This window comes from Paenibacillus sp. MAH-35 (assembly GCF_058135425.1).
The window spans coordinates 50,983-76,693 of sequence record NZ_JBYUPU010000006.1 but is presented as its reverse complement, the minus strand read 5'-3'; the positions used below and the strand labels follow the sequence as shown (position 1 = coordinate 76,693).

General features: G+C 57.0%; 18 protein-coding genes. 1 reads left to right on the top strand and 17 read right to left on the bottom strand.

Annotated elements, in window-relative coordinates; translation table 11 throughout:
* Nucleotides 1-56 precede the first annotated feature (56 nt).
* The 8 genes from AC3Y2E_RS08310 to AC3Y2E_RS08275 form a co-directional block, all read right to left on the bottom strand.
* Nucleotides 57-2,147: an alpha-L-rhamnosidase-related protein gene (locus AC3Y2E_RS08310; RefSeq protein WP_379209060.1), complete on the bottom strand. Its 2,091-nt coding sequence runs from the start codon at nt 2,145-2,147 to the stop codon at nt 57-59.
* Between the two features lie 21 nt (nt 2,148-2,168).
* A complete protein-coding gene (locus tag AC3Y2E_RS08305; RefSeq protein ID WP_379209058.1) occupies nt 2,169-5,465 on the bottom strand; it encodes a DUF4838 domain-containing protein in 3,297 nt (1,098 codons plus the stop codon).
* A gap of 168 nt (nt 5,466-5,633) precedes the next feature.
* The gene (locus AC3Y2E_RS08300) at nt 5,634-6,470 is read right to left on the bottom strand and encodes a carbohydrate ABC transporter permease (protein WP_379209056.1); all 837 of its coding nucleotides are present in this window, start codon (nt 6,468-6,470) and stop codon (nt 5,634-5,636) included.
* Nucleotides 6,471-6,489: 19 nt separating this feature from the next.
* Nucleotides 6,490-7,383: a carbohydrate ABC transporter permease gene (locus AC3Y2E_RS08295; RefSeq protein WP_379209054.1), complete on the bottom strand. Its 894-nt coding sequence runs from the start codon at nt 7,381-7,383 to the stop codon at nt 6,490-6,492.
* Between the two features lie 44 nt (nt 7,384-7,427).
* Nucleotides 7,428-8,882, bottom strand: a complete 1,455-nt coding sequence (locus tag AC3Y2E_RS08290) for an ABC transporter substrate-binding protein (RefSeq protein ID WP_379209051.1) — start codon at nt 8,880-8,882, stop codon at nt 7,428-7,430.
* 271 nt (nt 8,883-9,153) lie between these two features.
* Nucleotides 9,154-11,400: a helix-turn-helix domain-containing protein gene (locus tag AC3Y2E_RS08285; RefSeq protein WP_379209049.1), complete on the bottom strand. Its 2,247-nt coding sequence runs from the start codon at nt 11,398-11,400 to the stop codon at nt 9,154-9,156.
* Between the two features lie 416 nt (nt 11,401-11,816).
* Nucleotides 11,817-13,085, bottom strand: coding sequence for an S-layer homology domain-containing protein (locus AC3Y2E_RS08280; RefSeq protein ID WP_379209047.1), 1,269 nt, complete (start codon nt 13,083-13,085; stop codon nt 11,817-11,819).
* 268 nt (nt 13,086-13,353) lie between these two features.
* On the bottom strand, nt 13,354-14,685 hold the full coding sequence (locus AC3Y2E_RS08275) for a PhoH family protein (protein WP_379209045.1): 1,332 nt from the start codon (nt 14,683-14,685) through the stop codon (nt 13,354-13,356).
* A gap of 105 nt (nt 14,686-14,790) precedes the next feature.
* Here AC3Y2E_RS08275 and AC3Y2E_RS08270 point away from each other — a divergent pair, with 105 nt between their 5' ends.
* On the top strand, nt 14,791-15,336 hold the full coding sequence (locus AC3Y2E_RS08270) for a YhcN/YlaJ family sporulation lipoprotein (RefSeq protein WP_332073073.1): 546 nt from the start codon (nt 14,791-14,793) through the stop codon (nt 15,334-15,336).
* 56 nt (nt 15,337-15,392) lie between these two features.
* On the opposite strand, the gene AC3Y2E_RS08265 is transcribed toward AC3Y2E_RS08270, so the two are convergent.
* From AC3Y2E_RS08265 to AC3Y2E_RS08225, 9 genes are all read right to left on the bottom strand, one after another.
* Nucleotides 15,393-15,845 carry a pyridoxamine 5'-phosphate oxidase family protein gene (locus AC3Y2E_RS08265; RefSeq protein WP_379209042.1) on the bottom strand — a complete coding sequence of 151 codons (453 nt, stop codon included), beginning with the start codon at nt 15,843-15,845 and terminating at the stop codon, nt 15,393-15,395.
* Between the two features lie 106 nt (nt 15,846-15,951).
* The gene (locus AC3Y2E_RS08260) at nt 15,952-16,926 is read right to left on the bottom strand and encodes an LCP family glycopolymer transferase (protein WP_379209040.1); all 975 of its coding nucleotides are present in this window, start codon (nt 16,924-16,926) and stop codon (nt 15,952-15,954) included.
* Between the two features lie 17 nt (nt 16,927-16,943).
* The gene (locus AC3Y2E_RS08255) at nt 16,944-17,219 is read right to left on the bottom strand and encodes a hypothetical protein (protein WP_379209038.1); all 276 of its coding nucleotides are present in this window, start codon (nt 17,217-17,219) and stop codon (nt 16,944-16,946) included.
* A gap of 4 nt (nt 17,220-17,223) precedes the next feature.
* On the bottom strand, nt 17,224-17,667 hold the full coding sequence (locus AC3Y2E_RS08250) for a hypothetical protein (RefSeq protein ID WP_379209036.1): 444 nt from the start codon (nt 17,665-17,667) through the stop codon (nt 17,224-17,226).
* A gap of 49 nt (nt 17,668-17,716) precedes the next feature.
* The gene (locus tag AC3Y2E_RS08245; RefSeq protein ID WP_379209034.1) at nt 17,717-18,115 is read right to left on the bottom strand and encodes a YlaH-like family protein; all 399 of its coding nucleotides are present in this window, start codon (nt 18,113-18,115) and stop codon (nt 17,717-17,719) included.
* 48 nt (nt 18,116-18,163) lie between these two features.
* Nucleotides 18,164-20,005, bottom strand: a complete 1,842-nt coding sequence (typA, locus tag AC3Y2E_RS08240; RefSeq protein WP_379209032.1) for a translational GTPase TypA — start codon at nt 20,003-20,005, stop codon at nt 18,164-18,166.
* A 188-nt stretch (nt 20,006-20,193) separates the two neighbouring features.
* Nucleotides 20,194-20,682, bottom strand: a complete 489-nt coding sequence (locus tag AC3Y2E_RS08235; protein WP_379209030.1) for a hypothetical protein — start codon at nt 20,680-20,682, stop codon at nt 20,194-20,196.
* A gap of 175 nt (nt 20,683-20,857) precedes the next feature.
* On the bottom strand, nt 20,858-23,785 hold the full coding sequence (locus AC3Y2E_RS08230) for a VWA domain-containing protein (protein ID WP_379209028.1): 2,928 nt from the start codon (nt 23,783-23,785) through the stop codon (nt 20,858-20,860).
* Nucleotides 23,769-25,706, bottom strand: coding sequence for a VWA domain-containing protein (locus AC3Y2E_RS08225; protein ID WP_379209026.1), 1,938 nt, complete (start codon nt 25,704-25,706; stop codon nt 23,769-23,771). Before AC3Y2E_RS08225 ends, AC3Y2E_RS08230 begins: the two co-directional genes overlap by 17 nt.
* Nucleotides 25,707-25,711 lie beyond the last annotated feature (5 nt).

Sequence of the window (25,711 nt, the reverse complement as noted above, 5' to 3'; positions counted from 1 at the left end):
CCGCAACTGCGCAAAAAGACCCGACTCCGGCTTTTATACCGGGGTCGGGTTGTTTATTAGCGGATCAGACTCTCCGCATTGATGTACGCGATGACATAATCCGTATCGGGCTTCTCCAGCGGCAGCTCGTAGCGGTTCTCGCCGAGGTGCCGGAACAGTGCGTCCGGACAGGAAGGCTCGCTTCGGCTCGTCAACCGGAGGAGGCCCGGAAAGCCGCCGGTTCGGATGGTAAGAGTCGTTGCATCCATATAGACGCGGATGTTGTCCCGGTGAGCCGGCACCACCCCTTCGAACCAGTCCAGCCCGCCCAGACGCGGTTCGATGACAAACCGCGCATACCCGGCTTCCAGCGGCTGGACGCCCATGTAATATTTCCCGAGCAGGAAAACCGGACCCGCTCCCCAGGCATGACACAAGCTTTTGGCGAACGGCCGCCCGGACATCGCATACTGCGCGATCCCTTTCACCTCCGGATCATATACTTCCCAGAAGCTGGTTGCGCCCAAATCCAGCATGCCGCCCCAATAGCGCTCCATTTCGGTCAACACATGCGCCTGCTCGCCGATCTCGCAAAGCGCGGCCAGCTCGTAAAATCGCATGTAAGGCGTAGTGATCGGAGGGACGCGGTCGTTTTTCAGCACCTGCTGCGCCACTGCCCGCTGCCGCCCTTCGTCCAGCATGCCGAGCAGCAGCGCAAACATGTTGGCATACCGGGTCATAACCGGCCGAACTTGCCCGTCGACCCGATGATGCAGCAGTCCTCCCCGCTCTTCATCCCAGAATACATCGAACAGCTGGCCCCGCAGGGCCGCAGCCTCTGCACCCAGCCGCCCGGCGAGCTCTCCGTCCCCGAATAGTCGGGCAAAACCGGCCGCCACTTCCAGACTGCGGCAAAACAGCACCTGCTGGAAGCTCAGCTCGCCCTCCTTGCTAATCTCCGCCCAGTCGACGAACACCCAATCTCCCGGCAAACCTTCCACCATACCGCTGCGGTTCGTCCGGTCGCGGCAAAAATCGAGCAGGCTCAGCATTTTCGGGTAGAGAAACCGGACGAACTCCACGTCCCCGGTGTACCAGTAATGGTCATGCAGACTGATGATCCAGTAGAACGAATAATCGAGGATCGTATTGAGATGCGATTCGACCGGATCTTTGCCGCGCAGCGCGATCATTGTCCGGCGATTGACGGCCTCGTCGAAGAACAGGTAATAATTGATCAGATAGCTTTGCGAGGCATCCCCCGACCATACCCAGCGGTCCCGCTTGATGCCGTCCAGAAACAGCTCCCGCGTCGTCAAATGCATCGTGTAGGCGGCCACCTCATAGATCCGGTTGATCCGTTCGTTCGAGCAGCGGAATTGGCCGCGGTATTCGACGGGCAAGTATTCATACAGCATCGAGACATCGCCAACCTTAACGCCAGACCCGGGAACGACGTTTACATAGCGGAACGCTTTGGATTTGTCGTGCGTATAGTCGGGCAAATCTCCGGCTTCGATCGCAATCCGGTCGAACGTTTCGCAAAACGTCTCGGAGCACGCTTCCTCCAGCGATTCCCCGTAGTATAGCGTGACGGTCCCTTCTCCCACCAGTCCATGAAGCTGCATGTAGCCGAACGTTTCCTTCCCGAAATCGGCCAGCAGCGAGCCGTCCGCATTCTGCTTCACTTCGGCAGGCTCTTCCCGCGTCGTTGGCAGCCGGTATAACGAAGGCCGCTCCTCCGCCGTGCGGAAATTCCACGCTCCCGGCGTCGTCCAGTTCCAGTTGCCGTGCGTGACGCTCCAGCTGCGGTTGCTCGCGATCGCGGTTCCTTCCACGAATAAGGCCGGGAGACCGGCCTCGTGAACTACCGACACGATGAACGTATGCGTCCCCGCGGGCAGGAGCAGCTTGCCGGTATCGGACGGAACCATCCGTCCGTCGAGCATGACATTATACCGGCCCTGCGCCGTGATCGTCACTTCCTCTTCCTGCGGTATCGTATAAAGACAGCGAAACTTGACCGAGGCGTAAGGCGAATCCAACCGGTAAAACGGAGGATAAACGCTTCCCCTCTCTTCCCGGCGGATGGACACCTCGCGGTGAAGCCATATTTCGAAATCGCCGGGAAACCAGATCCAGGTTGCTTGACTTTGTTCGTATGTCATCGCGAAAATCTCCTTCATCCTTTACTGATAAATAGACGCATCGTCCAGATAGATTGGGGTCGCGCTCTCCAAGCCGTTCGTCACGATAACGAATTGTACTTTTCCTACAGCCAGATTGTTATACGACGCGGGAATCAAAACCGCGAAATCGATTGAAGCCCAGCCGCCCGACGGAGCGGATACCGGAACGGTCTTCGAAGGCAAGACGGCGATCGGCGCCCCGCCTGCGGTGTTCAAATTCAGCCTAAGCTGAATCGTGCCCGCCGAAGTCGTTCCTGCCGGGAGCTTATAGTAGACTCTTACAGCCGCCGCACCGGGTTGGAATGTAAAATATTGGGCCGTGATTCTCTGTGCGGCCGGTCCGGCCAGAAGAATGCTGGCGCTGCCCGAACGAATATACGTATTATCCGTAACACGCTGCATGGAACCGAACTGTGACCAATACGTCAACGTCGATCCCGGTCCCGATCCAGTCCCCAGCGCGAACGACGGATCGGGATTCACCGGCTGCGCCCCGTCCAGCATGTTCAGGAGAAGCCGCGCCAGATCGCGGCTGTCAGACGCTTCGTCCTTTTGAGCCACAATCTCCAGCTTGGTCCGCATCGTACCGCTGCCCGTCCGATTGGCTGTTATATAATCGTAAACCTTCCAAAACGACAGCGTGTTAATGAAATTTTCGTTGCTTTGGAAAAAGGTCACATCGTCCAAGTATAGCTGGGTCGTAGACTCAACGTCGTTGATATACACAATCATCTGAACCTTTTTCACTTCGGTGCCGTTCACCGAGGCGGGGACATCGTCCAGCACTCGGACGGAAGCCCATTGTCCTGCCGTTGTCGAGACGAATCTCGCGGGGGTGATCGTATTTTTCAGCACCTTGTTGTCTTTGTCCAAATAGTTAAACGATAATCGGATGATCGCTTTCGTCTGTGTACCCGGAGGCGTGTAATAGTACACCTGCGACGCATAGAGGCCCGGTTTCACCTCGAACGTCTGAATCGGACCGCCCTTGGTCAGATTGCTGACCAGCAAACTGGACGAGCCTCCAGGCCGGGCAATGTCCTGCGAACGCGAGATGACAGCCGGCGGCTTATCGATCCAGGTTCCCCAAGGGCTTATCCCGCCGGCTTCCTCGAAGGAAGGATTACCGTTCAGCGGGAATTGGTTTAAACTGGCCTCTTGCAGCAATCGCGCATATTCGCGCATCTTGGTCGGTTCCGCTGCGGTTGAGAGGTTGTATACGCTCTGGGTAGCCGTCCCGCCGTTCGGCTCGTGCAGCTGCATATACCGGACCAGCTCCCAAAACTCGTTAGCATTCAGCCCCGACCAATTCAGAAGCGGGTACGGCTTGGGATCGATCGTGTGGACGAGGACGGCGTCCTGTTTGAACTGGTTCACCAAATCGATTCGCTTCTGAGCCATCTCCGTCGTTTCCTCGAGATCGATGCTATCGAGCAGCAACAAGGCCGCTTGTGTATCGGCAATCGGGTCCACGTTTTTCGGATAGCTGAGCGCCGACGCCTCGTAATACTCGAACGCTCGCAGCAGCAGGTTTGCCCTGGATTTTCGGCCTGCCGTGTCGGCTTGCGCCCATACCGTTTCGAGCAGGCTTCTGCTGTAAGCCATATCCTGCGGGGTGACCAGATTCATGTAACCGGGATCGGCGAAGTCCAGATAAGTAGCGTTTTTCCAGGACTCGAACCACTCCGAATTCGGAACCCGCTGCGTCCAGAAGTTTTCCCAATACTCGTAGTAGGCGCGGAGGTCGTCTGCAGCGGCTTCCCCGACGGCGCGGACATACCATTCATCCAGCAGCGCTTCGACATTCTGGTTCGGATTCCATTGCAGCTTGGCCGCGATCCACGGCTTCGGGCCTTCTCCCCAGTTCGGGTACAACTCGGCGTAATGCGCCTGAACGCCCTCGTTCGCAGCATAAACGTAGTTTTCGGCCATCTGATTCGTATACATGCGCGGAACCAGGTACGGGTTGCCGTAGATGTAGTCGTACCACCCGACGTTGCCCGCCGTCTCGCCCCACTCCTCCAGCTTTTGCTTCGCCACACTTTCGACGGCCGGATCGATCCAGCTCATGCGGTCCTGCGTAATAAACGGAATCACGCGAGGATTCAACGGAAAGGACGGCGGGTCCATGACATTATCGTACGCAAGCAGACCGAACCATTTGTCGGGAAATACGGCCAGGACGTCTTCCACAACGGCATTGACCCACCCGTAGTAAATATCGGACATATCCGGCAGACCGACCGAGTTGAGCTGCCCCGGGTAATTCGGATGATTCGGTTCCGTCTCGCAATAGCCGCGGCCGTCGTTAACCCCCAGCGAGAACGAGTCCGCATCCGGATGGTTCGTAAAATACTCGATAATTCCGTAAACCGCGGCTTGGACGGTGGCCGGTTCGGAATAACAAGGCTGCCAGTACGTGGTAGTCCCGACGGGCGGAGTATAGGGAGTTCCGTTTCGGACCGGATAAAACTCGGGATGGCTCTGGCCGTATTTCTGCGGCGGGAAGAGCGAATGCACATTGTGATGAAACTCGATCCGGCCATGCAGCCGGTTCCGCTTCGCCCATTCGGCCTGCACGGGTAACGCCGCTCCCATCAGCGGACTGATCGCCCGCGACATAAAGACAGGTTCCTCGATCACATCTTGCTGCGGAATGGATACATTAAGATGCTGCGGCACGTCTTCGCCGTCCGGTCCCGGCATCAGCCAGCGCACGCCGATATACCGTTCCAAAAAATCGTAAACGCCGAATTGCGTTCCCCAGGATGTCGCTCCCGCAATGACGATTCGATTGCCGTGAAAATGAATAACGAACCCGTCCCCCTCCACGCCCTCCAGCAGGTCGTCCAGATGAGGGTCCGGATACAAACCGCTCACGCCGACATGAATCCATACAGGGTCCTGAAGCTGGCCGTTGCCGGCCGGCACTTCGTCTTCATCCCATACGGGCAAAACCGCTCCCGTCGATTTCTGCACGTATGCCGCTAACGTATCGGCGGAGGCGCGGAGAGGAGCGTCCGCATTCGCTGGCAGAATAATCGCAGCTTGCGCCTGACCGTTCAGGACGATATTCAGCGGGGGGTTCGTCTCCATGCCCAGCGGCTTTGGCGGCTTTGGCGGTTTCGACGGCTTCTTATTCTCGCTTTTGCCGCCCGGCGGCCCGCTGCCCGGAGACGCCGCTTGTCCGTAAGCGGTTTCAATTGTAGGGAATCCAACGGAAATCAGCAGACAGACCATCAACAGCAGCGTGACCCAGTACTTTGTTACCTTCCCTTTGCCTGTAAGCCTCATCATCCGTTCCTCCTTCAAATGATGCGGGGAGCGTTAGCGGCCTTTACTCCCCGCCGGCATCGTCTATGCAGACGAATGCCTCCTGCAGTATGATGGTCCTGCCTGCCTTTCTTACGGGCCCGAACCGCCGCGAATCCGGTCCGATAGCCGCAGACGATCGGCCGCTCACTCCTAGCCTTTGACCGCCCCCAGCGTGGCGCCTTCCATAATCCATCTCTGGAAAAACATGAACATAAATACGGACGGCACCATCGCGATCATGACGCCGGCGAACATCGTAACCCAATCCGAGGTATACTGCATCATCTGATTGGCTTGGTACATATTGACGCCGATCGTGTACTTGGTCTGATCGCTGAGATAGATGAACGGTCCCAGGAAATTGTTGTACAAGCTAAGAAACTTAAAGATCGCCACAGTGACAATACCCGGCGCCGAAAGCGGCACGATAATCCGCATAAACACTTGGAACAGGGAAGCTCCGTCCATAAAGGCGCTCTCCTCCAGCTCCTTCGGCAGCGACTGCATGAATCCGCCGAGCAGCAACAGGAAGAAGACGCTCTCCCCGAAGCTGTCCAGGATGATCAGTCCCGTAATGCTGTTCGTTAAATGCAGATCCCGCATCAGCACATATTGCGGAATCAGGGCGTTGATCCCCGGCAGGAACAAGGAAAGCATGATCGTGCCCCATATCAGCTTCCGGCCCTTAAATTCCAGCCGCGTGAGCGCGTAAGCATTCACGGTAGTCAGGAACGTGCCGATGATCAGACTGGCGCCGACGTAATACAAGGTGTTCAGCAGCGCCGAGCCGATATTGTATTTCACCCAGGCGTTTTTGTAATTGATCCACTTCAACTGCTCCGGCAGCATCCAGACGTCTTGGAAAAACTCCCGGTTCGTCTTTAACGACTGGTACACGATCCACACGAGCGGGAAAAGAACCGCCAAAGCGAAAAGCGCCAGCACCAGCCACCAAAAGACATCGACGATCGAACGTTTTTCCGTCACAAGCGTTTCATCCTCTCCATCAATACTCCACCGACCGATTCGCCATATATTTGTCCGTCAGCAGCTTGGCAAGGACGAGCACGACGAACAGGAACATGCCCACCGCGGAGGCGTACCCGTAGTTGTGGTACTCGGAGCCGAACGCCAGATTGAACATATACAGACCGATCACGTCCGTGGAGCCCGCCGGCCCCCCGTTGGTCAAAATCAGCACATGCTCGAAGCCTTTCAAGGAACCGAGGACGAGGAATAACGCGCCTACCCGGATAATCGGCATGATGAGCGGAATCGTAATTTGAAACAGCCGGGTCATCGGCTTGGCTCCGTCCAGAATCGCCGACTCGTACAGCGATTTCGGTATCGTGATCATCGCATTCATGAAAATGACGACATAAAAGCCCACTCCCGCCCATACGTACGGGGGAATAATCGACCACAGCGCCGTTTTGGTATCGCCGAGCCAGTAAAACTCCCCGATGTCGATCCCGGCCAGGCGCAGCAGCGAGTTGAGCAGGCCGAAGCTGCCGTCGTAGACGAACGCCCACAATAGCGCGACTACGACGCTCGACAGTACGTTCGGGAAAAAGAAGATCACCTTATAAACCGGGGTTCCCTTATAGCTTTTGTTCGTGAGCAAATAGGCCAGCAGCAAAGAAATCAAAATGACAAGCGTCGGAACGAAAATCATATAGATCAAGTTATGACCAAGCGCCCGCCAGACGTATTTGTCCTGGAACAGGGTAATGTAATTTTGCAGCCCGACGAATTGGGGCTCGGTAATGCCGTTCCAGTTCAGAAAGGAGTAGTACACGGACATCAGATTCGGGTATAACGTAAACAGCAGATAACCTCCGAATGCCGGTGTAATCGCAAGAGCCAGGAAAATCCGCTTCTGGTTTCGAGACTTCTGCATCCACCCCTTCTGCGCCGGGAGGGCTTGGTTCGTCGAAGGGTTCGTCATTTTTTCTGCGCGGCTATCGCTTTATCGATTAATTGCTGCGCCTCTTGCAGCTTCGGAAGCGGATCCTGCTTGCCGGTTGCGATCTGGCTCGCCGCTTCGGAGATTACTTTGACGGACTGGGCGTAAGCCGGATCGGTCAGCGTAACGTCGCGGAAGGCGCTCTCCATGACCACCTTATTGTTTTTGATGTACTCGGCCACCGCCTTCGAAGAATCCTGAATTTTGTCGGCCCGGGCCGGATCGTCGGCGAAATCGCTGCGCACCGACAGCTGTCCGCCTTTATCCGCGATTACCGTCTGCACGTCCAGATTCCACATCCATACGATAAATTGTTTCGCCCACTTCTTGTTCAGCTCCGGCTTGGCCGACCAGATGAACATGCCGTTACTGAAGGAGCCGCGGATATATTTCACACTGTCCGGCTTGTCGCCCATCGGCACCGCCATAAAGCCCCATTTGAAATCCGTTGGCGTGGAATCCTTCATCTCGTTCTGAACCCAGGCGCCAGTGGAAACCATCGCCGCTTTGCCTTGCAGCACCTGCATTTGGGATTGCGTATGGTTTAATGCGGCCATGCCCTCCGGGAAAAATCCTTTTTTGCCGAGCTCATAGACGCGGTTCCAGCGCTCCACGCTTTCCGGACTCGTGTACTCGTTACGGAAATTACGGAAATCATCCTCAAACGTTTTCAGCTTCCCTTTCATATCCGCCAGCTCGAACAGCTTCCACGGGCCGAAAGCGTACTGGAGATAATCCGGATACATCCCCGGGCTCGTGATCGGGATGATGCCAGCCGCTTTGATCGTCTCTCCCAGCTTCAAAAACTCGTCCCATGTTTTCGGGTTTTGGTTCCAGCCGTTTTTCTCGAACAGCTTTTTATTGAAGAACAGACCCGTCGTCGTTCCCGCCGTGGGCAGCAAATACGTTTTGCCGAGTATTCTCGCCGTTCCTTCAAACTCGCCCGCAATGGCCAGTTCTTTGACCGTTTTGCCTTTACCGTCGTACACTTTGTAGTCCCAGAGATCCTCCTGCGACTCTACTTTTCCGCTCTCTACCAGCGGGATTTGCGCCGCATTCCCTCCGGGGAGCACGGGCGAGAACAGATCGAACATGTCGTTATCGTTGTTCGCGGATATTTTCGTTCCGATGATGTCCGCGATTTTAGGCGAATACACGACCTCGAAGCTTACGTTGGGAAACTTCTTCTTGAAGCTGTCCATCGCAAAGTCGAACCATTCCCGGCCCATGCCCGCTTCGTGGAACCCGATCTTTAAATTCACCTTTTCATCCTTCGGCAGCCCGTTCTCCGGATACACGTCTGCGGCCGAGCTGCCTGCGGGATTTGCGGACGGCGCGGGACTTTTCCCGCCTTCCTTCGAGCATCCGAGAGCCGTTAAGGAAAGAATCAGGCAGGCGGATACTGCTGAAATCGATTTCAATCTGAATGTCAACTTTAAACCCTCCTCGTTATGTCTGCGGCAAGCTGCCGTCTCGCTAAGTAAAGTACCATGGGCGGCAGCCTTCTGAATATCGACGATTTTATCACGGCATATACAATTCTTTTTTTTGGCGATGCATGGCAAAAAGCCTGAACCGACCGTTTGTGCCCGCAGGCACGGAACGGCCGGTTCAAGGCCTCTGTCGTCTGTAGACGATTTTTTACGCGATATCCGATATTCGTTTGGCGCTGCGTTACCCGCGGCGGAGCCTGGGCGCCGCTCCCTAGGCCATATCCTTGCGGTAATTTCCCGGCGTATTGCCCATCACCTTTTTGAACACCCGGATAAAGGTCAGCGTATGCGTGTAGCCGACAGCGGCCGCAATCTCGTTAACCGTCTCCTCCGTCCCCTTCAGCAGCTCGACCGCCTTCTCCACGCGGACCTGCGCGACGAAGTCGTTAAACTTCTCTCCGAACTGCTCCTTGAACAACCGGCTCAAATAACTGGCGTTCACGCCGAACGCTTCACTGAGATGAGCGAGCGATAAGTCGGGATTGGCGTAATGTTCGCCGATGTACCGCTTCACTTCATGCATCAATTGGTGATGATGGCGGTGCTCCCGCACATCCCGCATTTGCTCCGAAGCTTCAGTCAATACCCGGCGCAATTCGGCAAACATTTCGTCTACGTTTTCTTTCTGTTCGGCGATCTTCAGCAGCCGGTCGTGGAAGCCGTTCCACAACTCCTGCAGCTCGGCAGGCAGTTCCATTACCTCTTTATGAAGATGGTGGATCAAATAAGTGACCAGACTGACCAGCTCGTCGTGCGCAAACAGCTGGCCTCGTACCAAAACGTGCAGATCGTCAAAGAGCTTTTCCCACTCCGGATCGCCGGAACGGAACAGCTGGCAGACCGCTCTGATCGGGTGGAACTGCTTGAACATTTCCCCTTGCGGCATCGAGTGCAGATCCTCCGGACCGATCAGGCGGTTCGTTCCAAGCGATGACTTGTAGTTCAGCGTGTCCGCCGCGTGCCGGTACGACTCCGCCGCAAGCTCGATCTCTGTCTGGAAGGAGCCGATCCCGATCGTCACCGTAAAGGGCAGATGCTGCTCGACCCAGGCGCGCAGCCGCTCGCAAACCTGTACCGGCTCCCAGCCGGCCGTGCCGTCATCCAACATGTACATCACCGCCAGACGATGCCGGGCGACCCACTCCGACCAGACCTGGACGGGCTCGCCGTCTGCAAGCTCCTGATGCCCGGTGCTCAGCACATGTTTAAGCAGAAATTGATCCCGCCTGCCGTATCGGCCGGCAAACTCGGCGTACCGGTCCATTTCGATCAGCACGACAACGAGTCCGCGAAGCGGGCCGTATTGTCCAAGCTTGTCCAATTCGCTTTTCCACGGCTCCCCCTGAGCGGAAGCGGAAGCCCCGCCTTCGAGCATCGTCAGGAAGACATGCCGCTTGCGGTAGGCCATATTTTCCTTGTTTTCCTCCTGCAGCAGGCTCGACCGGTCGAGCAAATCTTCGATCGCCGTCTCGATATATTTGAACTCGTCCGCCTTCTCTTCCCGGTTCAAGCTTTGCTGCTTCAGCTTGGCGTATTCCTCGATCCGGGCGGCAATGCTGCGGATCGGCTTGTAGTTGCGTCTCGTCACATAAACCAGCCAGACGATGCCGAGAACGATGACGAGGAAGCCGAACGCCATCCAGACGTAGAAGAGGGAAGACACCCAATCTACGATACTGGCCCGGTACATCCCGCTGCGTACCGTCCATCCCGTATAGGACGACTGAACGGAAGACAGCGGCTTGCCGCCGCTCCGCAGCCGGTCGTTCGAATCGGGAACGTCCCCCTGCGTCTCCTTCGAAGCGATCAGAGCTCCTTGCTCGTTGACCAGCTCGACGAAACTCAAATTCGAATCCGACATTTGACGAATCAGCTCGCTTAGGCGGTCCGTCCTGACGTTGACGATCATCATGCTTTTATCGCCAAGGTTGGTAATTTTCACGAGGCTGACGACCGAAACGGGTTTGCTGTTCGGCTGTTCCCGGTACATTCGCGTCCCCACCCACCGGTAAGGCTTCAAACTGCTCAGCTGCCTCCCCACGAACTCCTTGTCCCCGAACTGATCGATTCCGGTATACGTCGTCGGGGTGAGCACCGTTCGGCCGGTTACCCGGTACAAATAGACCGAATCGATGAACCGGTTGTTTTCCATCATGCTTCTTAGCGCCGCTACCGTCTGGTAATCGTCATACCGGTTATCCCCCGTGCGATCGCCCTGAAAAAACGCTTTCAACTTGTCATTCCCCAAAATTTCCTTAAACATCGCCTCGTCTATACTTGTCAGCACATCGTCGATTTTCTGCTTGATGCTTTGCGAGAGCAGTTCGTTCGCGCGGACGGCCGATCGTTTGGCCATTTCGTTCAGCGTCAAATAAGTCATAAGCAGCAGGCTCAGGCTGACGACGAACAAGACGGGCAAGTAGGACAGCAGCAGCCGGTTAAACCAGTTTTTCCGCATAAGACCCTCCGGAGTCATTCAAATGTTGAGTTAGCCGCTAAGCGGAACTTCCTGCTTTAACATGTACAGGATCGGAGCTCATCCGTAAATAATCAATTTTAGTACCGGATAAACAATAGCTTCCGCAAACTCCCCCGATTGCTGTGCAGATCGCGGAGCGCGGCGGATTTGTCCGGCTTTAATAGGTCTTCGTTTGCCATAGGCCCATTGTACAACAGAGCCTGCCATCCGTCATCGGAAGAAAGTTTTTGTCCCAACGTTTGATTTCGAAGAGGGAGGTCGTTTGTTGAGGAAAAGGAACGGCGGCCCCCATGCCTCAGGGGACCGCCGTTTGCTTGTTTGGCCGGCCTAATCTTTATAGCCGACACCGGTATTACCTGCCCGCGAGATTATTCGCGCGCGTATGTACGGCAAACCTACTTCTGGACTTTCGTAGCTTGCGGCACAATCGAGAAGACAAGCGACACGTCGTCCGGCGAAGAAGCTTCGATCGTATAAGCACCGATCGCGACGCTTTGTGTCTCGAAGGCGCCTCCGCTTTCTTTCTGGACGTACATGGCGTCGAACCAGCTGTCGAACTTGGCGGCATCGTAGCCGAAAATTTCGTTGACGAACCGTTTAATCGGCTCGCGGTTGCGGGCCAGCGCCCCTTCCTGCAGACGAATCGTAATGCCGTATGTATCGTACTTGGGCTCTATCCACAAGGAGGCCTCGTCCCAGACGTCGCCCGGATTTTTGTTCGGCGACAACGCCTTCGACTTCGCTTCCGCGTCCTCGAACAGCCGGAGCGTCGTTTCTTCGAGGTCGTAGTTCGTTCCCCTAAGCTTGCCGGCTTCCTCCATCACGCCGTACGCCCGCTTCATCGCTTCGTTCGGGAACACGATCCGCTTGTAGCTTCCGTCCTTCGTCGGCACGACGAGCGTATGCAGGCCGGTGTGGGAGGCGGACGGCTCGATCCGCTTGCTCTTGTCGATCAACCGCTCGACGATCGTGAGCGACTCCGCCCGCGTTACCGTTACGCCTACGCCAAAATACCCATTCGGGTACCCTTCCATAATGCCTTTGGCGAACGATTCGGCAATGAATTTCTGCTGCCGCTCGTTGGCGCTTCGGAGATCGCCGATGCCGTTCGACAGCTTGCGGCTGTAGTCCGCGTCCTCCAAATACTCGGTTTCTTTCAGCGTATAATAGAGCAGTTCCGCCACTTGCTCCCGGTTCAACTTCTGCTTGAAGTCGGGAAATACGCTCGGGTTCATCAGATGGAGGTCTCCCGCCAGGTCGATGTAAGGCTTGGCCCAATATCCGACAGAGCTTGGCGCAAACGAAAAGTCGCGGTAATCCTGGCGCAGGATGTTCCGGTTGGCCGCGCTAAGCGACTGAATAAACGATTCTTTCCAGCTGCGCTCCCCGTTTTGATGACGGTCTGTAAACGATAACAGCAAAATTTTCAAAAATTGATCTGCCGAGACCGGCTCGTTCGGCCGAAACGTACCGTCCGGATATCCGTCCAGAATACCCTCGGCTACAAGCCGGTTGATCGTCGGTTCCGCCCAGTGTCCGGCCGTATCCGTAAAACGGCTCGGCGTCTCGATCGAAGATGCCGCCACGACCCGGACTCCTTCGGCCAGTTGGCAAACCCCGGTCGTTAGGGCAAGCGCTAGCAGTAACGTTCTCATTCGTCTCATGTACAATACTCCCCCGGTTGTTATGTACGATCCAATAAACAATCATATCGGGAAACCGAAGGAATTGAACACAGGCAAACGACCTAAATCGACAAGGGAGGGAAGAACGAACCGGACTAGCCCGAACGACTCACCTCTTTCTCTTGAATCGTTTCGACTATTTTCGACATTTACCAACAAATTACAACCATTCGAACTCTTCATCCTTATAGAAAAAGCAGCAGGGCGCCGTTTACCGGAACCCCACTGCTTTCGGTTGCAAGGCGCGCTACAGCAGATCCGCCGCCAATTGAGCCAGTTGGGACCTCTCGCCCCGCTCGAGATTGATATGGCCGCTGATCGACTGGTTTTTGAATCGTTCGACCACGTACGTCAGCCCGTTGCTGTAAGCGTCCAGATACGGGTGGTCGATCTGTCCGGGATCGCCCATTAGTACGATTTTGCTTCCTTCCCCGACGCGGGAGACAATCGTTTTCACTTCATGCTTGGATAAGTTCTGCGCTTCGTCGATAATAATGAATTGTCCGGGGATCGAGCGCCCGCGAATATACGTAAGCGCCTCGACCTGAATGCTACCCATCCCGGCCAATATTTTATCGATATCCCCCGGCTTTTTCGTATTAAATAGAAACTCCAGGTTGTCGTATACGGGCTGCATCCACGGACGCAGCTTCTCGTCCTTCTCGCCGGGCAAATATCCGATATCCTTGCCCATCGGCACGACCGGCCGAGCGATCAGCAGCTTTTTGTACTTGCGTTCGTCCTCGATTTTCATCAGTCCGGCCGCCAGCGCCAGCAGCGTCTTGCCCGTCCCCGCCTTGCCGGTCAGCGTAACGAGCGGAATATCGTCGTTCAGCAGCAGCTCCAGCGCCATCCGCTGCTGGACGTTCCGCGCTCCGATGCCCCAGATCGGCTCGTTGCTCAAGAACAGCGGATCGAGCCGTTTGCCGTCCGCGCTCGCCTTCAGCAGCGCCGATTTGGAAGTGCCCAGCTCATCTTTCAAAATGACGAACTCATGCGGCTGGAACATATAATTGGTATTCAAGTCGGTAACGGGCAAGTAGCGTGCATTGTAGAAATTGTCTATAACTCCCGGATGCACGTGCATCGTTAAATAGCCGGGATACAATTCGTTTGAAGTGACGACCCGGTCGGTCAAATAATCTTCGGCGGAGAGCCCCAGCACGTCCGCCTTGATCCGCACCAGCGTATCTTTGCTGACCAGGATGACAGGTCTCGGCTGCTCCAGTTGCTGCTCCTCCAAATAATAGTTCAGAGCGACCGCGAGAATCCGGTTGTCGTTCGTAATCTCCCCAAATACATCCTGCAGTTTTTGAAAGCTTTTATGATTCAGCTCCACCTTGAGGCTGCCGCCATTATCCAGTTCCACGCCGTCATGCAAACGCCCTTTCGTACGCAAGGCGTCGAGCAGTCTCGATACCGTTCTCGCGTTGCGACCCAATTCGTCCGCGTTTCGTTTTTTGGAATCGATTTCCTCCAGAACGACCGCAGGAATGATCACTTCGTTGTCCTCGAAGGCGAAGACGGCATTCGGATCCTGCAACAGGACATTCGTATCCAACACATATACTTTTTTCATCGTACGTCCCCTCCCGCTTGGCGTATGGCTGTCGCCTGTACATAATCACAGTCGAATCGGACAAACTAACCATGGCAATTCAGGATTAGAATAGGAGCGATTTATATGAGATATGTCGTTGTCCTCGTTTTGGCGATAGCTGTGCTTTCCGGCTGTGCCCGCCATCCGCAGAATCAGGCTTCGCCTGCGCCGGATGGGCAAAATGGAGTGAAAGTCCAGCAATCGGTTCCGGCGAAACCGGAAATCCATAATAAGCAGGAAGTGACGCAAAGGCTCGAGAAGCTGGCGTCGGATATTCCGCAAGTCCACAGCGCACGCTGCGTCATTCTCGGCAATACGGCAATTGTCGGCATCAACGTCGATCCCCAGCTCGACCGGAGCCGCGTCGATGTGATCAAATATTCGGTCGCAGAAGCGCTCCGCAAAGATCCTTACGGCGTGCACGCCTTCGTTACGGCGGATCTCGATATGGCGGGACGCATCGCGGAAATTCGCGAGGATATCCGGCAAGGGCGCCCGATAGCCGGCTTCGCCGAAGAACTGGCCGATATGATCGGCAGGATCGTGCCGCAAATTCCGAAAGATATAACGCCTCAAGGGAATCCGCCGGCCCGTACGGACGACGGACAGCAGATGGATAAACAGCTGTAGGCCCGCTCTAAAGGACAAGCTTCGATGAAGACGCAAAAAGCCTGGTTCCCTTGGAACTAGGCTTTTTGGATGGCAGCAAAAACTTGTCCGTCCAGCTTCTCAGCCGCACGTTTGTCATACGTTTTCTCGTATGCGGGCTCGACAGTAATGCGGGAGCCGTAAAACATCGCATCCCGGACCGCCTCCAATTGCACGTCGATACAAGTCAGCTTGAACGGCACGCCTTCGAGCGCATCCGTTACGAACGACGCTTTCCCGTACAGCGCATTCAGCGTTCCGCCGCCGAAAAAAGTCAGCGTTACGAGCGGATTCGCTTTCATATTCGCCACAAGCCGGGAGCGCTGATCGATTGCGAAGCGGACCACCGTCGGACTCATCGGTCTCACCCAGGAAATGGCGCTTAGGCTTGGCGCACCCGTTTCCGCATCGATGGTGGAAAGCATAACGAGCCTTTCTTGCTGCAGCTCCGATAGTTGTTGCTCCGTCAAAGCCGTAATCGTTTCCGCCATTCATTCATCCTCCTGATGTGCAGCTTGCTTCCAGTATACCATAACGAGCGGACAGTCAGCCATAGCCGATTGGGTCCGCCCGCTTGTATAGTCCTTCGAAGCAAACTTATTTGAGCTGTTCCTGCAAGGCGGTCTGAGCGGACTTCAGCTCGGTTTGCCCGATCGTAATATACGGGCTGTGCCATTCGCCTTCCAGATGAACATAGTTTATTTTATCGCGGTCGATTCCCATATATGTCCGGATAAAGCTTTTGATTTGCGAGGAAGGGATGTCCGTATCGACGTTTTTCCCGCCCGCTTCGATGACCGGACCGAGCTTCAGCAGCCCTTCCAGCGATTTCAGCTTGCCGACCATCTCCCCGATCACCTGCTGTTGGCGTTCGTTGCGCTCGATATCGTTCGAATCGGCCGCATTTTGGCAGTTGCCTTTCCGGTAGCGGACGAAATCCAGCGTTTGCTTGCCGTTCAGCGACTGCGTCCCTTTGGCCAGCTTGATCGAGGTGCCGTCGAACTTGTCGGTGTAACACATGTTCATATCTACGTTTAAGGTGAGTCCGCCCAGCTTGTCTACGATTTCCTCGAAGCCTTTGAAGTCGATTTTGGCGATGTAATCGATCGGCACGTTTAAATATTTGCCGAAAAATTGTTTCGTTTTCGTATCCGCCGTCGATGACTTGGCGTTATGAAAAGCGGCGTAAAACGAGTTGGCCTTCCCGGAGCTGTAGCCGTTCATTTTGATATACGTATCCCGCGGGATAGACACGATTGTAGCGGTTTTCCTTTCCGGATTCAGGGAAGCAACCATAATGACGTCGGTATTCAGGCTTCCTCCTTTGGGTCTCGAGTCAACGCCCAGCAGCAGCACGGTTACGGGATTCGCGTTCACCGGCTTCGTTACGGGAGCCGTATTGTCACTGCCCGCGCTGTCGATCGCCGAATTGATCTTATAATACAAGTATCCGGCGTAAGCGGCGACAGCCAGAAGGATCAGGATGACAATAAAGACCAGCGTCTTCCAAACCCGTCTGGACGAGCTCTGAGGACGCCGAGGCGGAAGGGGCGGTGTAGCGGCTGACGGCATCTGGAGTTCCCCCTCTTTTATTCGTTATATTTCGGGTTTGCGATAATATCCCGGAGCAACTGCTCCGCATGTTCCTTATCGAATAATTGCGTATGATTCTTTCCGTCCTGTTCGTATTGAATATGCAACATCGTGTCGTCCGTAAGCGTAATACGCACGTTGTCCAGCTTATGATCGTCCCGCAATATTTCAGCGAAAAACGATTCGGTTTCGCCCGCGGCGTGATCATCTGGTCTGGCGTCGGCGACTAACCGGATTTGAAGCCAATTGAACAAAGCATCCTGCAGCTTCATTGAGTCAAGCATCCTCTCTGACGATGATGGTAGTCCAGCCCAATCCGGTCCAACGGCGCATCCGGCCGATCCAGCCGCGCTGAACGTCCGGCAGCAAAGCCCAATCGATCCCGGCTTCCAGCTCGGCCAGCCACAATGCGGTTTGCTGCGGTTCGGCAAGCCTGCTTAACAGGGCGGAACCGCAGTCGGACAGCTCAAGCGTAGTCCCGTCGAACGCAATATCGCCGGGTGCGGACAAGGAAAACGTTCCGTCCTCCGAACCGCAAGCTTGTGTACTTTCGTCGGACAATAACAGCCGAGCTTTGAACGAAAGCAAAAAACGAGGGTGAACGCGATCCAGCATCCCCCGGAAGCTGGCAAGCTCGTCCGGCGGATCGCAACGGATGCGCTCCCCTCCTAAAATTAACGGGCTCCGGCATACAATCGGAGTAAGCCATAGCTGGGCCATGCCTCATCTCTCCTTTGCGAAAGCGCGTACGGCCGCTACCTCCCTGACATTATGCCTGCGGCTTGTCCTTCTTAACCGCCCTGACACCCTTGCTCGGGAGATCCGAACCGACGGATGGAGCAGCGGCGTCGGGCAACGGCTGCCGGGCTTCCTGGGCCGCAGGCGCACTGACGCCATTTTTGCGGTTTTCCCGCTCGATCATCCAATACCGGATTCTGACGGTCAGCATAAGCGCTACAGCCACGCCCAAACTGATCACGATCGGCAGCTCCAGATCGAGCTGGAACAACGTCAGAATACCTGCGCCTACCGCGATCGTCAAATAAATGACGGCATCCTTCAGCGGCGGAAGCTTACGCATGCGGAACACCTTATTATAAATGTATACGAGAAACGCAAAAATAAGAATATAAGTAATCCACGGATGATCGTACAACCACTGCTGCACCGGCGAACGCCTCCCTCGGTTCGGATGGGAAGAAAGGCCGAGCGAACGTTAAACGTTCGCTTCGGCCATCTTGCGGAGCTTTTCCGCTTTCTCCCGCTCGCTTTTATTTAATATCTTTTTGCGAAGTCGAATCGATTTTGGAGTGACTTCACAGTACTCGTCATCGTTCAAATATTCAAGCGCCTGCTCCAGCGAGTAAACGCGAGGCGTCTTCACCTTCACCGTCTCGTCTTTACTCGAAGCGCGCATATTGGTCAATTGTTTCTCTTTGCAAATGTTGACGGCGAGATCGTTGTCCCGCGTATGCTCTCCCACGATCATCCCCTCGTAAACTTCGGTGCCCGCATGAAGGAACAAAATGCCGCGGTCTTCGATCGACAGAATGCCGTAATTCGTCGCTACGCCGGATTCGAAGGCGATCAGCACGCCCTGATGACGTCCGCCGACTCCAGCGCCCGCATACGGCCCGTAGCTGTCGAAGGCGTGGTTCATTACACCGTAGCCGCGGGTGAGCGTCAGGAAATGGGTCCGGTAGCCGATGAGTCCGCGCGCCGGGATGAGGAACTCGAGACGGACCGTGCCGCTGCCGGTATTGGTCATATTGACCATATCGGCCTTGCGCGTGCCCAGGCTCTCCATAACCGCTCCCATGCTGTCTTCCGGCACGTCGATGATCAGCCGCTCGATCGGCTCCGACTTGACGCCGTCGATTTCTTTAACGATAACTTCAGGCTTCGATACTTGCAGCTCGAATCCTTCGCGGCGCATATTCTCGATCAGGATGCCGAGATGCAGCTCGCCGCGTCCGGATACGACGAAGGCGTCCGGGCTGTCGGTTTCATCTACCCGCAGCGATACGTCGGTTTCGAGTTCCTTGAACAGCCGTTCGCGCAGCTTCCGGGACGTAATCCATTTGCCTTCTCTTCCGGCAAACGGGCTGTTGTTGACGACAAACGTCATCTGCAGCGTCGGCTCGTCGATCTGGAGCACCGGCAGCGCCTCCGGATTCGTCGGATCGGCAATCGTTTCCCCAATATTGATATCTTTGATCCCGGACAACGCTACGATGTCTCCGGCGCCGGCTTGTTCGATCTCGATCCGCTTCAAGCCCTGGAAGCCGAACAGTTTCTCGATGCGCGCCTGCTTCGTGCCGCCTTCGCGGGTCATGACCGCTACGATCTGGCCTTGGCGGATGATCCCCCGGTTAAGGCGCCCGATCGCGATCCGGCCCAAATATTCGTTATAATCCATAAGCGTGACGAGAAACTGCAGAGGCTGATCCGGATTTTCCGTCGGATGCGGAATATGCTCGATAATCGTCTCGTACAGCGATTGCATGTTGGCATCCTGCTGCTCCGGATTCATGCTGGACGTTCCTTGCAGCGCGGAAGCGTACACGACCGGGAATTCAAGCTGGTCGTCGTTCGCGCCGAGCTCGATGAACAGATCGAGCACTTCGTCGACCACTTCCATTGGACGCGCGTTCGGGCGGTCGATCTTGTTCACGACGACGATCGGCGTCAGATTCTGCTCGAGCGCCTTGCGCAGCACGAACTTCGTCTGCGGCATACAGCCTTCGAAGGCGTCGACGACTAGCAGTACGCCGTCTACCATCTTCATGATCCGTTCCACTTCGCCGCCGAAGTCGGCGTGTCCCGGCGTATCGACAATATTAATAAAGAAGTCTTTGTAGGTGATGGCGGTGTTTTTGGCAAGGATGGTAATGCCGCGCTCACGTTCGATATCGTTGGAGTCCATCACTCGCTCCTGAATCGTCTCGTTGTCGCGGTACGTGCCGGATTGCTGAAGCAGTTTGTCTACGAGCGTCGTTTTGCCGTGGTCGACGTGGGCTATGATGGCGATGTTGCGAATTTTGTCTCTTGCGTGCATAAAGTCGGTGTTCATCCTTTCTATATAGGGCAACCGTGCGGAAATCGTGCGGATTACTAATCACGAAATAAGCGTCGGACTCACGCGCCGACGCTTGACACAATAGAATTATATATATTTATGGTGCAAAAAGCAAGGCTGCGGGGCATTAAGTTTCTATGAATACGCCCCAGCTTCCAAAGCTCCGCCTACCAGGAGCGGCGCTTGTTGTTGGAGAAAATCAGATAACCGCCGACGGCGATCAGGATGATGGCGATAAAATATATGCCGACCGTAAACAAAATCGTCATGCTGAACAACAGACCGGCTATGACAGCCAGAATGGCTGCGGCCAGCAGCACGCCGCGCGGACTCCGCTTGTCGAACAAATAAAACTCATACAATCCGACCGCCGGAGCCAAAATGAACGCAGGCCATAAATAAGCAATCAGTTCCCAGCTAATGATCGTGCACAGGAAAAAGATAATCGAAATCGTCGTCAGAATGCCGCCCGGAATGAGCACGCCCGAAGGCAGCACGCGGCTAAAATACAAGGCGTGGAATAAGAGACCGGGAGCCAAGATGAAAATCGGCCAAAACACTTCCCAAAAAAATCCGAATACACCCAGCTTCCCGAGCAGCAGGACGATGCCGACCGCAACGATGATCAGGCCAACGGAGTAGCGATTGTTGGACAAAAGGCTTTCCCTCCCGATTACAGTTCAAAACGGTGTCCAGACGCACCGTTCTTCCTTGTATTGTAACGAAAACGGACAAAAAATGCTAGCTTCCGTGTGAATTCGAAGCTTATCGCCTCTTTTCACGAGCATACGCCCGCTATCGGCGGGCGCATGTTTCGTGAACAGAAACGGCTTACCGGTCCCGCCGCTTCTTGGCGGCGAGCAGCCGGTTCAGCCGTTCCGTGCCGTTGTCAGGCGCATCCGCGCTTGCCGCAGGCGCAGGTGCGGACGCCGCCCGGACCGCGGCGGACGGCGCAGGCTGGCCGGACGTTGTCCCCGGCCCCGGACCGGGGGCCGGACGCGGAGCCGGGGCTCCGGACGCCGCAGGCGGCGCATGCGGCGAAGCCTGCAGCGGCGCGGCGGTAGACGGCGCCGAGGCCGGCGGCCGAGGCTGGCCGCGCTCCGCGACGCGGGTGCGCAATCGGCCGACCGCGGCGGCGGAGCCGGCTGCGGCCGATTGCGGACGGCGGCCGCGAGTCGAGGCCGCGAGCGGGCGGACAAGCCGCTCCCACGGCACGTGGAGGCGGCGGACCGCGATGTCCGCGAGCCAGACGAGCAGCGCCGCGATCAGCAGCGGCCGCGTCAGGTCGTGGACGCGCTTTTTCGGCACCGTGGCGGAAGCGAACGCCTCTTCCGGATTGTCCGGCGACAGCACCCGCCCGCCGGTCAGCTCCGCCAGACGTCTCAGCTTCTCCGCCCCGTCCTCCTGGCTGATCCGGTATTCCGGCGAATAGGGAATTACGAACCCGGTCGTCATGCCGGTCGCAGCGCCGGCCGTGCCCGCTTCCTCCCCGGCAGCCTCGATTTTGGTCAAATAAACGCCGGGCTTGGCGACATCCAGCAGCCCGCTGTACTCCCCCGGCACGGTAGGCTCAAGGGCAACCTCTGTACGGTTCAGCTCCTCATCGGTAACGACCGCCTTCAGCTCGCCGGGGTACCCGGTCCCGTCGCCTCCGCCGCTGCGGACGTCAAGCGTCACTTCATTTCCGTTCATCCGGCTCGCAAGCTCCAGCGGAGACGCGTCGAACTGCGGGAACGTCCACTTGACGATCCGGCTGAATACATCGGCGAACCGGTTCCACCGGGTCCAGTCTCCCGACCATTTGCCGGTCAGGTCGCTCGTCCAAGCGACGGTTTTGCCCGCTCCGTACTGCCACCGCGCAAGCAGCGGGTCCGGCTCGGGGCTCATCAGCGCCACTTCCGCCGTCTCCTTCGGCGTCGTGGCGATATAAGCGTTCACCTGCGGCAGCCCTCCCGCAAACATCGGGTTCCATTCCGCCGCCTGGCCGACCGCGGGAACGAACGGCTGGTCAACGATATACGTGCGGGACATCAGCACCGCTTCCCTGCTGAAGATCGCGGGGACCGTCGTTTGGTCGTTCGTGAAATAATAACGCCCTTTGGCAAGCTGAGCGAGCCGCTCGAGCAGCTGCGTATCCGCTCCGTCCCCGATTGCGACCGACGACAAGGTAATGTCGTTTTTCACCATATGATCGGCAAGCGCTTCATAGCTTTGGTTCGTGGCCGACTGACCGTCGGTAAGCAGGATGATATGCTTGCGCTGGGCCTTTACGTCCACCAGCTTCTGATACGCCTGCTCCACGGCGGTATAGATTTCCGTCCCGCCGTCGGCCGTAATCGAGTTGACCTGCTCCGACACTTTCTTCGGATCTGTCAGCAGCTGCGGCTCGACGACCCACCAGGGAGTGGAATCGAAGGCGAGGACGCCGATCGTATCCTTCTCGCGCATGAGCTGAATCGTCCGGGTCGCGGCTTCCTGGGCCAGCTCCATCTTGCCGCCGGACATGCTGCCCGACTTATCGATGACGAGCATCAGCGCCAGCGACGGGACTTCCCTTTTCCCCCGCAAATCCATATATACGGGAAGCGCACGCTCGACAGGCGTCTTGAAGTAACCGCCGAGTCCGAAGCTTTCGTCTCCCCCGGTCATCACAAGCCCGACGCCGTAATCGCGCACCGCCTGTTCGATCATGCTCATCTGGCTGTCCGACATCCGGGTGGCCGCTACGTTGGCGAGCACGATCGAGTCGTAGCCGGTATAGTCGGCCAGCTCGCGGGACAGCATCTCCGGCGTGATCAGGTCGTACGGAATCAGTCCGGAGTTTAGCACGCCCGTCATATTAGACGCCGCGCCGGCGGTTCCTTCCACCAGCAGCACTTTGGGAGGCCCCGACACGCGGCTGAACGCGTATGCGGCATTGTTCGCCGACACTTCGTCGCCGGCGGCGTACAGTTCCGCCCGGTACCGGTGCAGTCCCTGTTCTTTCGCAAGCCCGCGCAGCGCGAACCGGTTCTGGCCTTTCTCCAGCGCCACCTGCTGGCTCGAGATTTCCCGGTTGTCTTCATAAATGCGCAGCTCTCCGGTCGTGGCGAACGAGCTCGATACGGCGACCTCGAGCGCGTACTGTTCGGCCTGATACAGCTTCTCCGGCAGCGTCAAGGAATCGACGGCCGCATCGCGGCGTTCCTTGGACGGAAGCGGCAGGACGTCGACCGGAATCCCTTTGTCCCTGAGCAGCTTCCCTTGCCTGAGCAAGTCCCCGACATTTTCTCTGCCGTCGGACATCAGCACGATTCTCGGCGACGCATCCGCCGGCATCAGCGTCTCCGCCAACTGGAGCGCCGCGTCAAGCCGCGTAAACTGCGAGTTCACTTTGCTGGTAAACGTAAACCGCTCGGCCCCTTCCGGGTCCGGACTTTTCTCGATGACCGCCTCCAGCCCCGCTGAGACGACTCCGGCCGAATCGTCGTCCGCTTTGGCTGCGGCGGATTGGCGAATCCACGACTCCAGGGACGCGGAATCGGTCATGCTGTCCGAACGGTCGGCTACGAATACGACCGCCTTTCGCTCGATCACGGCAAAGCTTTGCAGGCCGGAAAGCGACAAAATCAGCAGCAGCAGCACGAGGCTGCGCAGGCCGAAAGCGATCCGTTTGCGCCAGCCGGCCAGCCTGGACGTCGTCCTCCACATCCATACGAGATAGGCGGCCGCCGGAATGAGAAGCAGCATATACAAAGCTGAATCAAACTGAAGTCCCACGCCGGTACACCCCCCATTCCCATACGACGACAACCAGTGCCAAAGCTATAATCCAGCGCCACAGCCAATACGGCGACTTCGAAGGCGCCCCCGCTTCCGTGTTGTCCTCTCCGGCTTCCCCGGCCGTACCGGACGATGGCTTGAATTCAAGCTCCGCTGCAGCCGTACCGGATTCGCGCGAATCCATCGTAACCCCGAGCCAGCGCATTTGCACCGTCTGCCCGGCTTCGTCCTTCTCCTCCAGGCGGTACAGCCCGGGCTGATCCGGCACCGTTTGCAACGCCGCCAGACGCCCTGACGTCAGTTCTGCCTCGCCGGCCGTCCTGCCGTCTTCCGCATCGATCCATACCGCCGAGGACGAGCGGGGAGACATCGCGATTTCCTTGCGGTCTGCGGCTACCGCCCGGCCCAAGCTTCCGCCCTGCGAAGCGGTTAACCACTCCAGCGCATTCTGGACGAACACCGGGAACTCGGTTCTCAGCGGCAAATCGGACTGCTGCAGGGAAAATGCGATCAATAGCCGCGGCACGCCATTGTCCGTACCGGCGTACACAAGCGGCACCTCGCCGGCCGATAAGACCGGCTTGCCCCATAATGCGTTCGAAGGCTGCCGGACGGAAGCCACGTGAGTGTCCTGGAATTTCAAATAGCGGGTGACCGGGTGCTCGGCAATCGTGTAAGACCCCGCCGGTACGGAGGCCGGCTTGCCCTCATAGCCGGACCCTGCATACAGGACGGGTTTGCCGGCCAGCAGCTTTTTCCAGGCGTCCGAGGCCAATGCGCCTTCCGGAACCGACTCCAACACGATGACGTCGGGAGCGGATTCCAGCTTTAACGTCGCAATCCACGCGTCCGCCCCTTCCGGCTGCAGCTTCGTCACTTCGGCCCCGGCAAGCTGCAGCGCTTTTTCCAGAAACAGATTGCCGCTCCCGATCGCCAGCACCCGCTTGGGCCGTTCGCCGGCCAGAAAAGCGTAGGACACGTTATCCGCCGCAAGGGTGTCGTTTTGTCCGATATCGAGCTTGTACCAGTCCGCCGGAGCAAGACCTTCAAAGTACACGGACGTTTGTTTCCCCGGCTCCACCGTCACCCGGCGCATATCGGCCATTTCTTTGCCCGCATACACCGTTATATCGATCTGGGCGGGGGCCTGCCCCCAGTTTTTGACGGAAGCGACCGCCGTCGCCAGTCCGCCGGATTCCCGGCTGCTTTTGACTCCGAACTGCGTAACGCTCACATTGCCTCCGGCGGCTGAAGCCTCATCCTCCGGCTTCATTACGGTAACGGGCACCTCGAACGTCAGCCCGGTTACCGGTTCGGCGAACAACCCGTCCGTAAAAAGGCGGATTTCCGCATCCTTGCCGTCCCGCGTCAAGGCGGATGCGAGCGACATCGCTTCTTTGTACGCCGTCTTGCCGTAGGCGGGGGTGACCGCATCCAGTGCCGCTCTCACCTGATTCCGGTCCGTTTCACGCGACAACAGCACTTCGGCCTGTTCCCCCATGGCGATTAGGGTGATAGCGCTTCCCGAAGCGTCCCCGGCTGCCCATTCCATGACCGCCGTCTTTGCCCGGTCGAGCCGGCTCTCCTTCTTGCCGTCCGCCGTGAGGATCGTCGACGTCATGCTTGCCGACCGGTCCAGCACGATGACGGCGTGTTCCTTCGCCGACCCTCCTGCCGCGATCCAGGGCTGCATCAGCGCCAGCACCAGCAGCGCCGCCATCAGCAACTGGACGAACATCAGCAGCCGGTTGCGCAGCTTCTGCCACGGCCGGTTGGCCTCCATATCTTTCAATACGCGGTTCCATAACAGGTGGCTGGAAACGGGCGTATCCACATATTTGCGCTTGAACAAGTACAGCAGCACAATGGCGGGTAAAGACAAGCCGAACCATAAGCTCGGGACGGAATCGAAAAACATAGCCA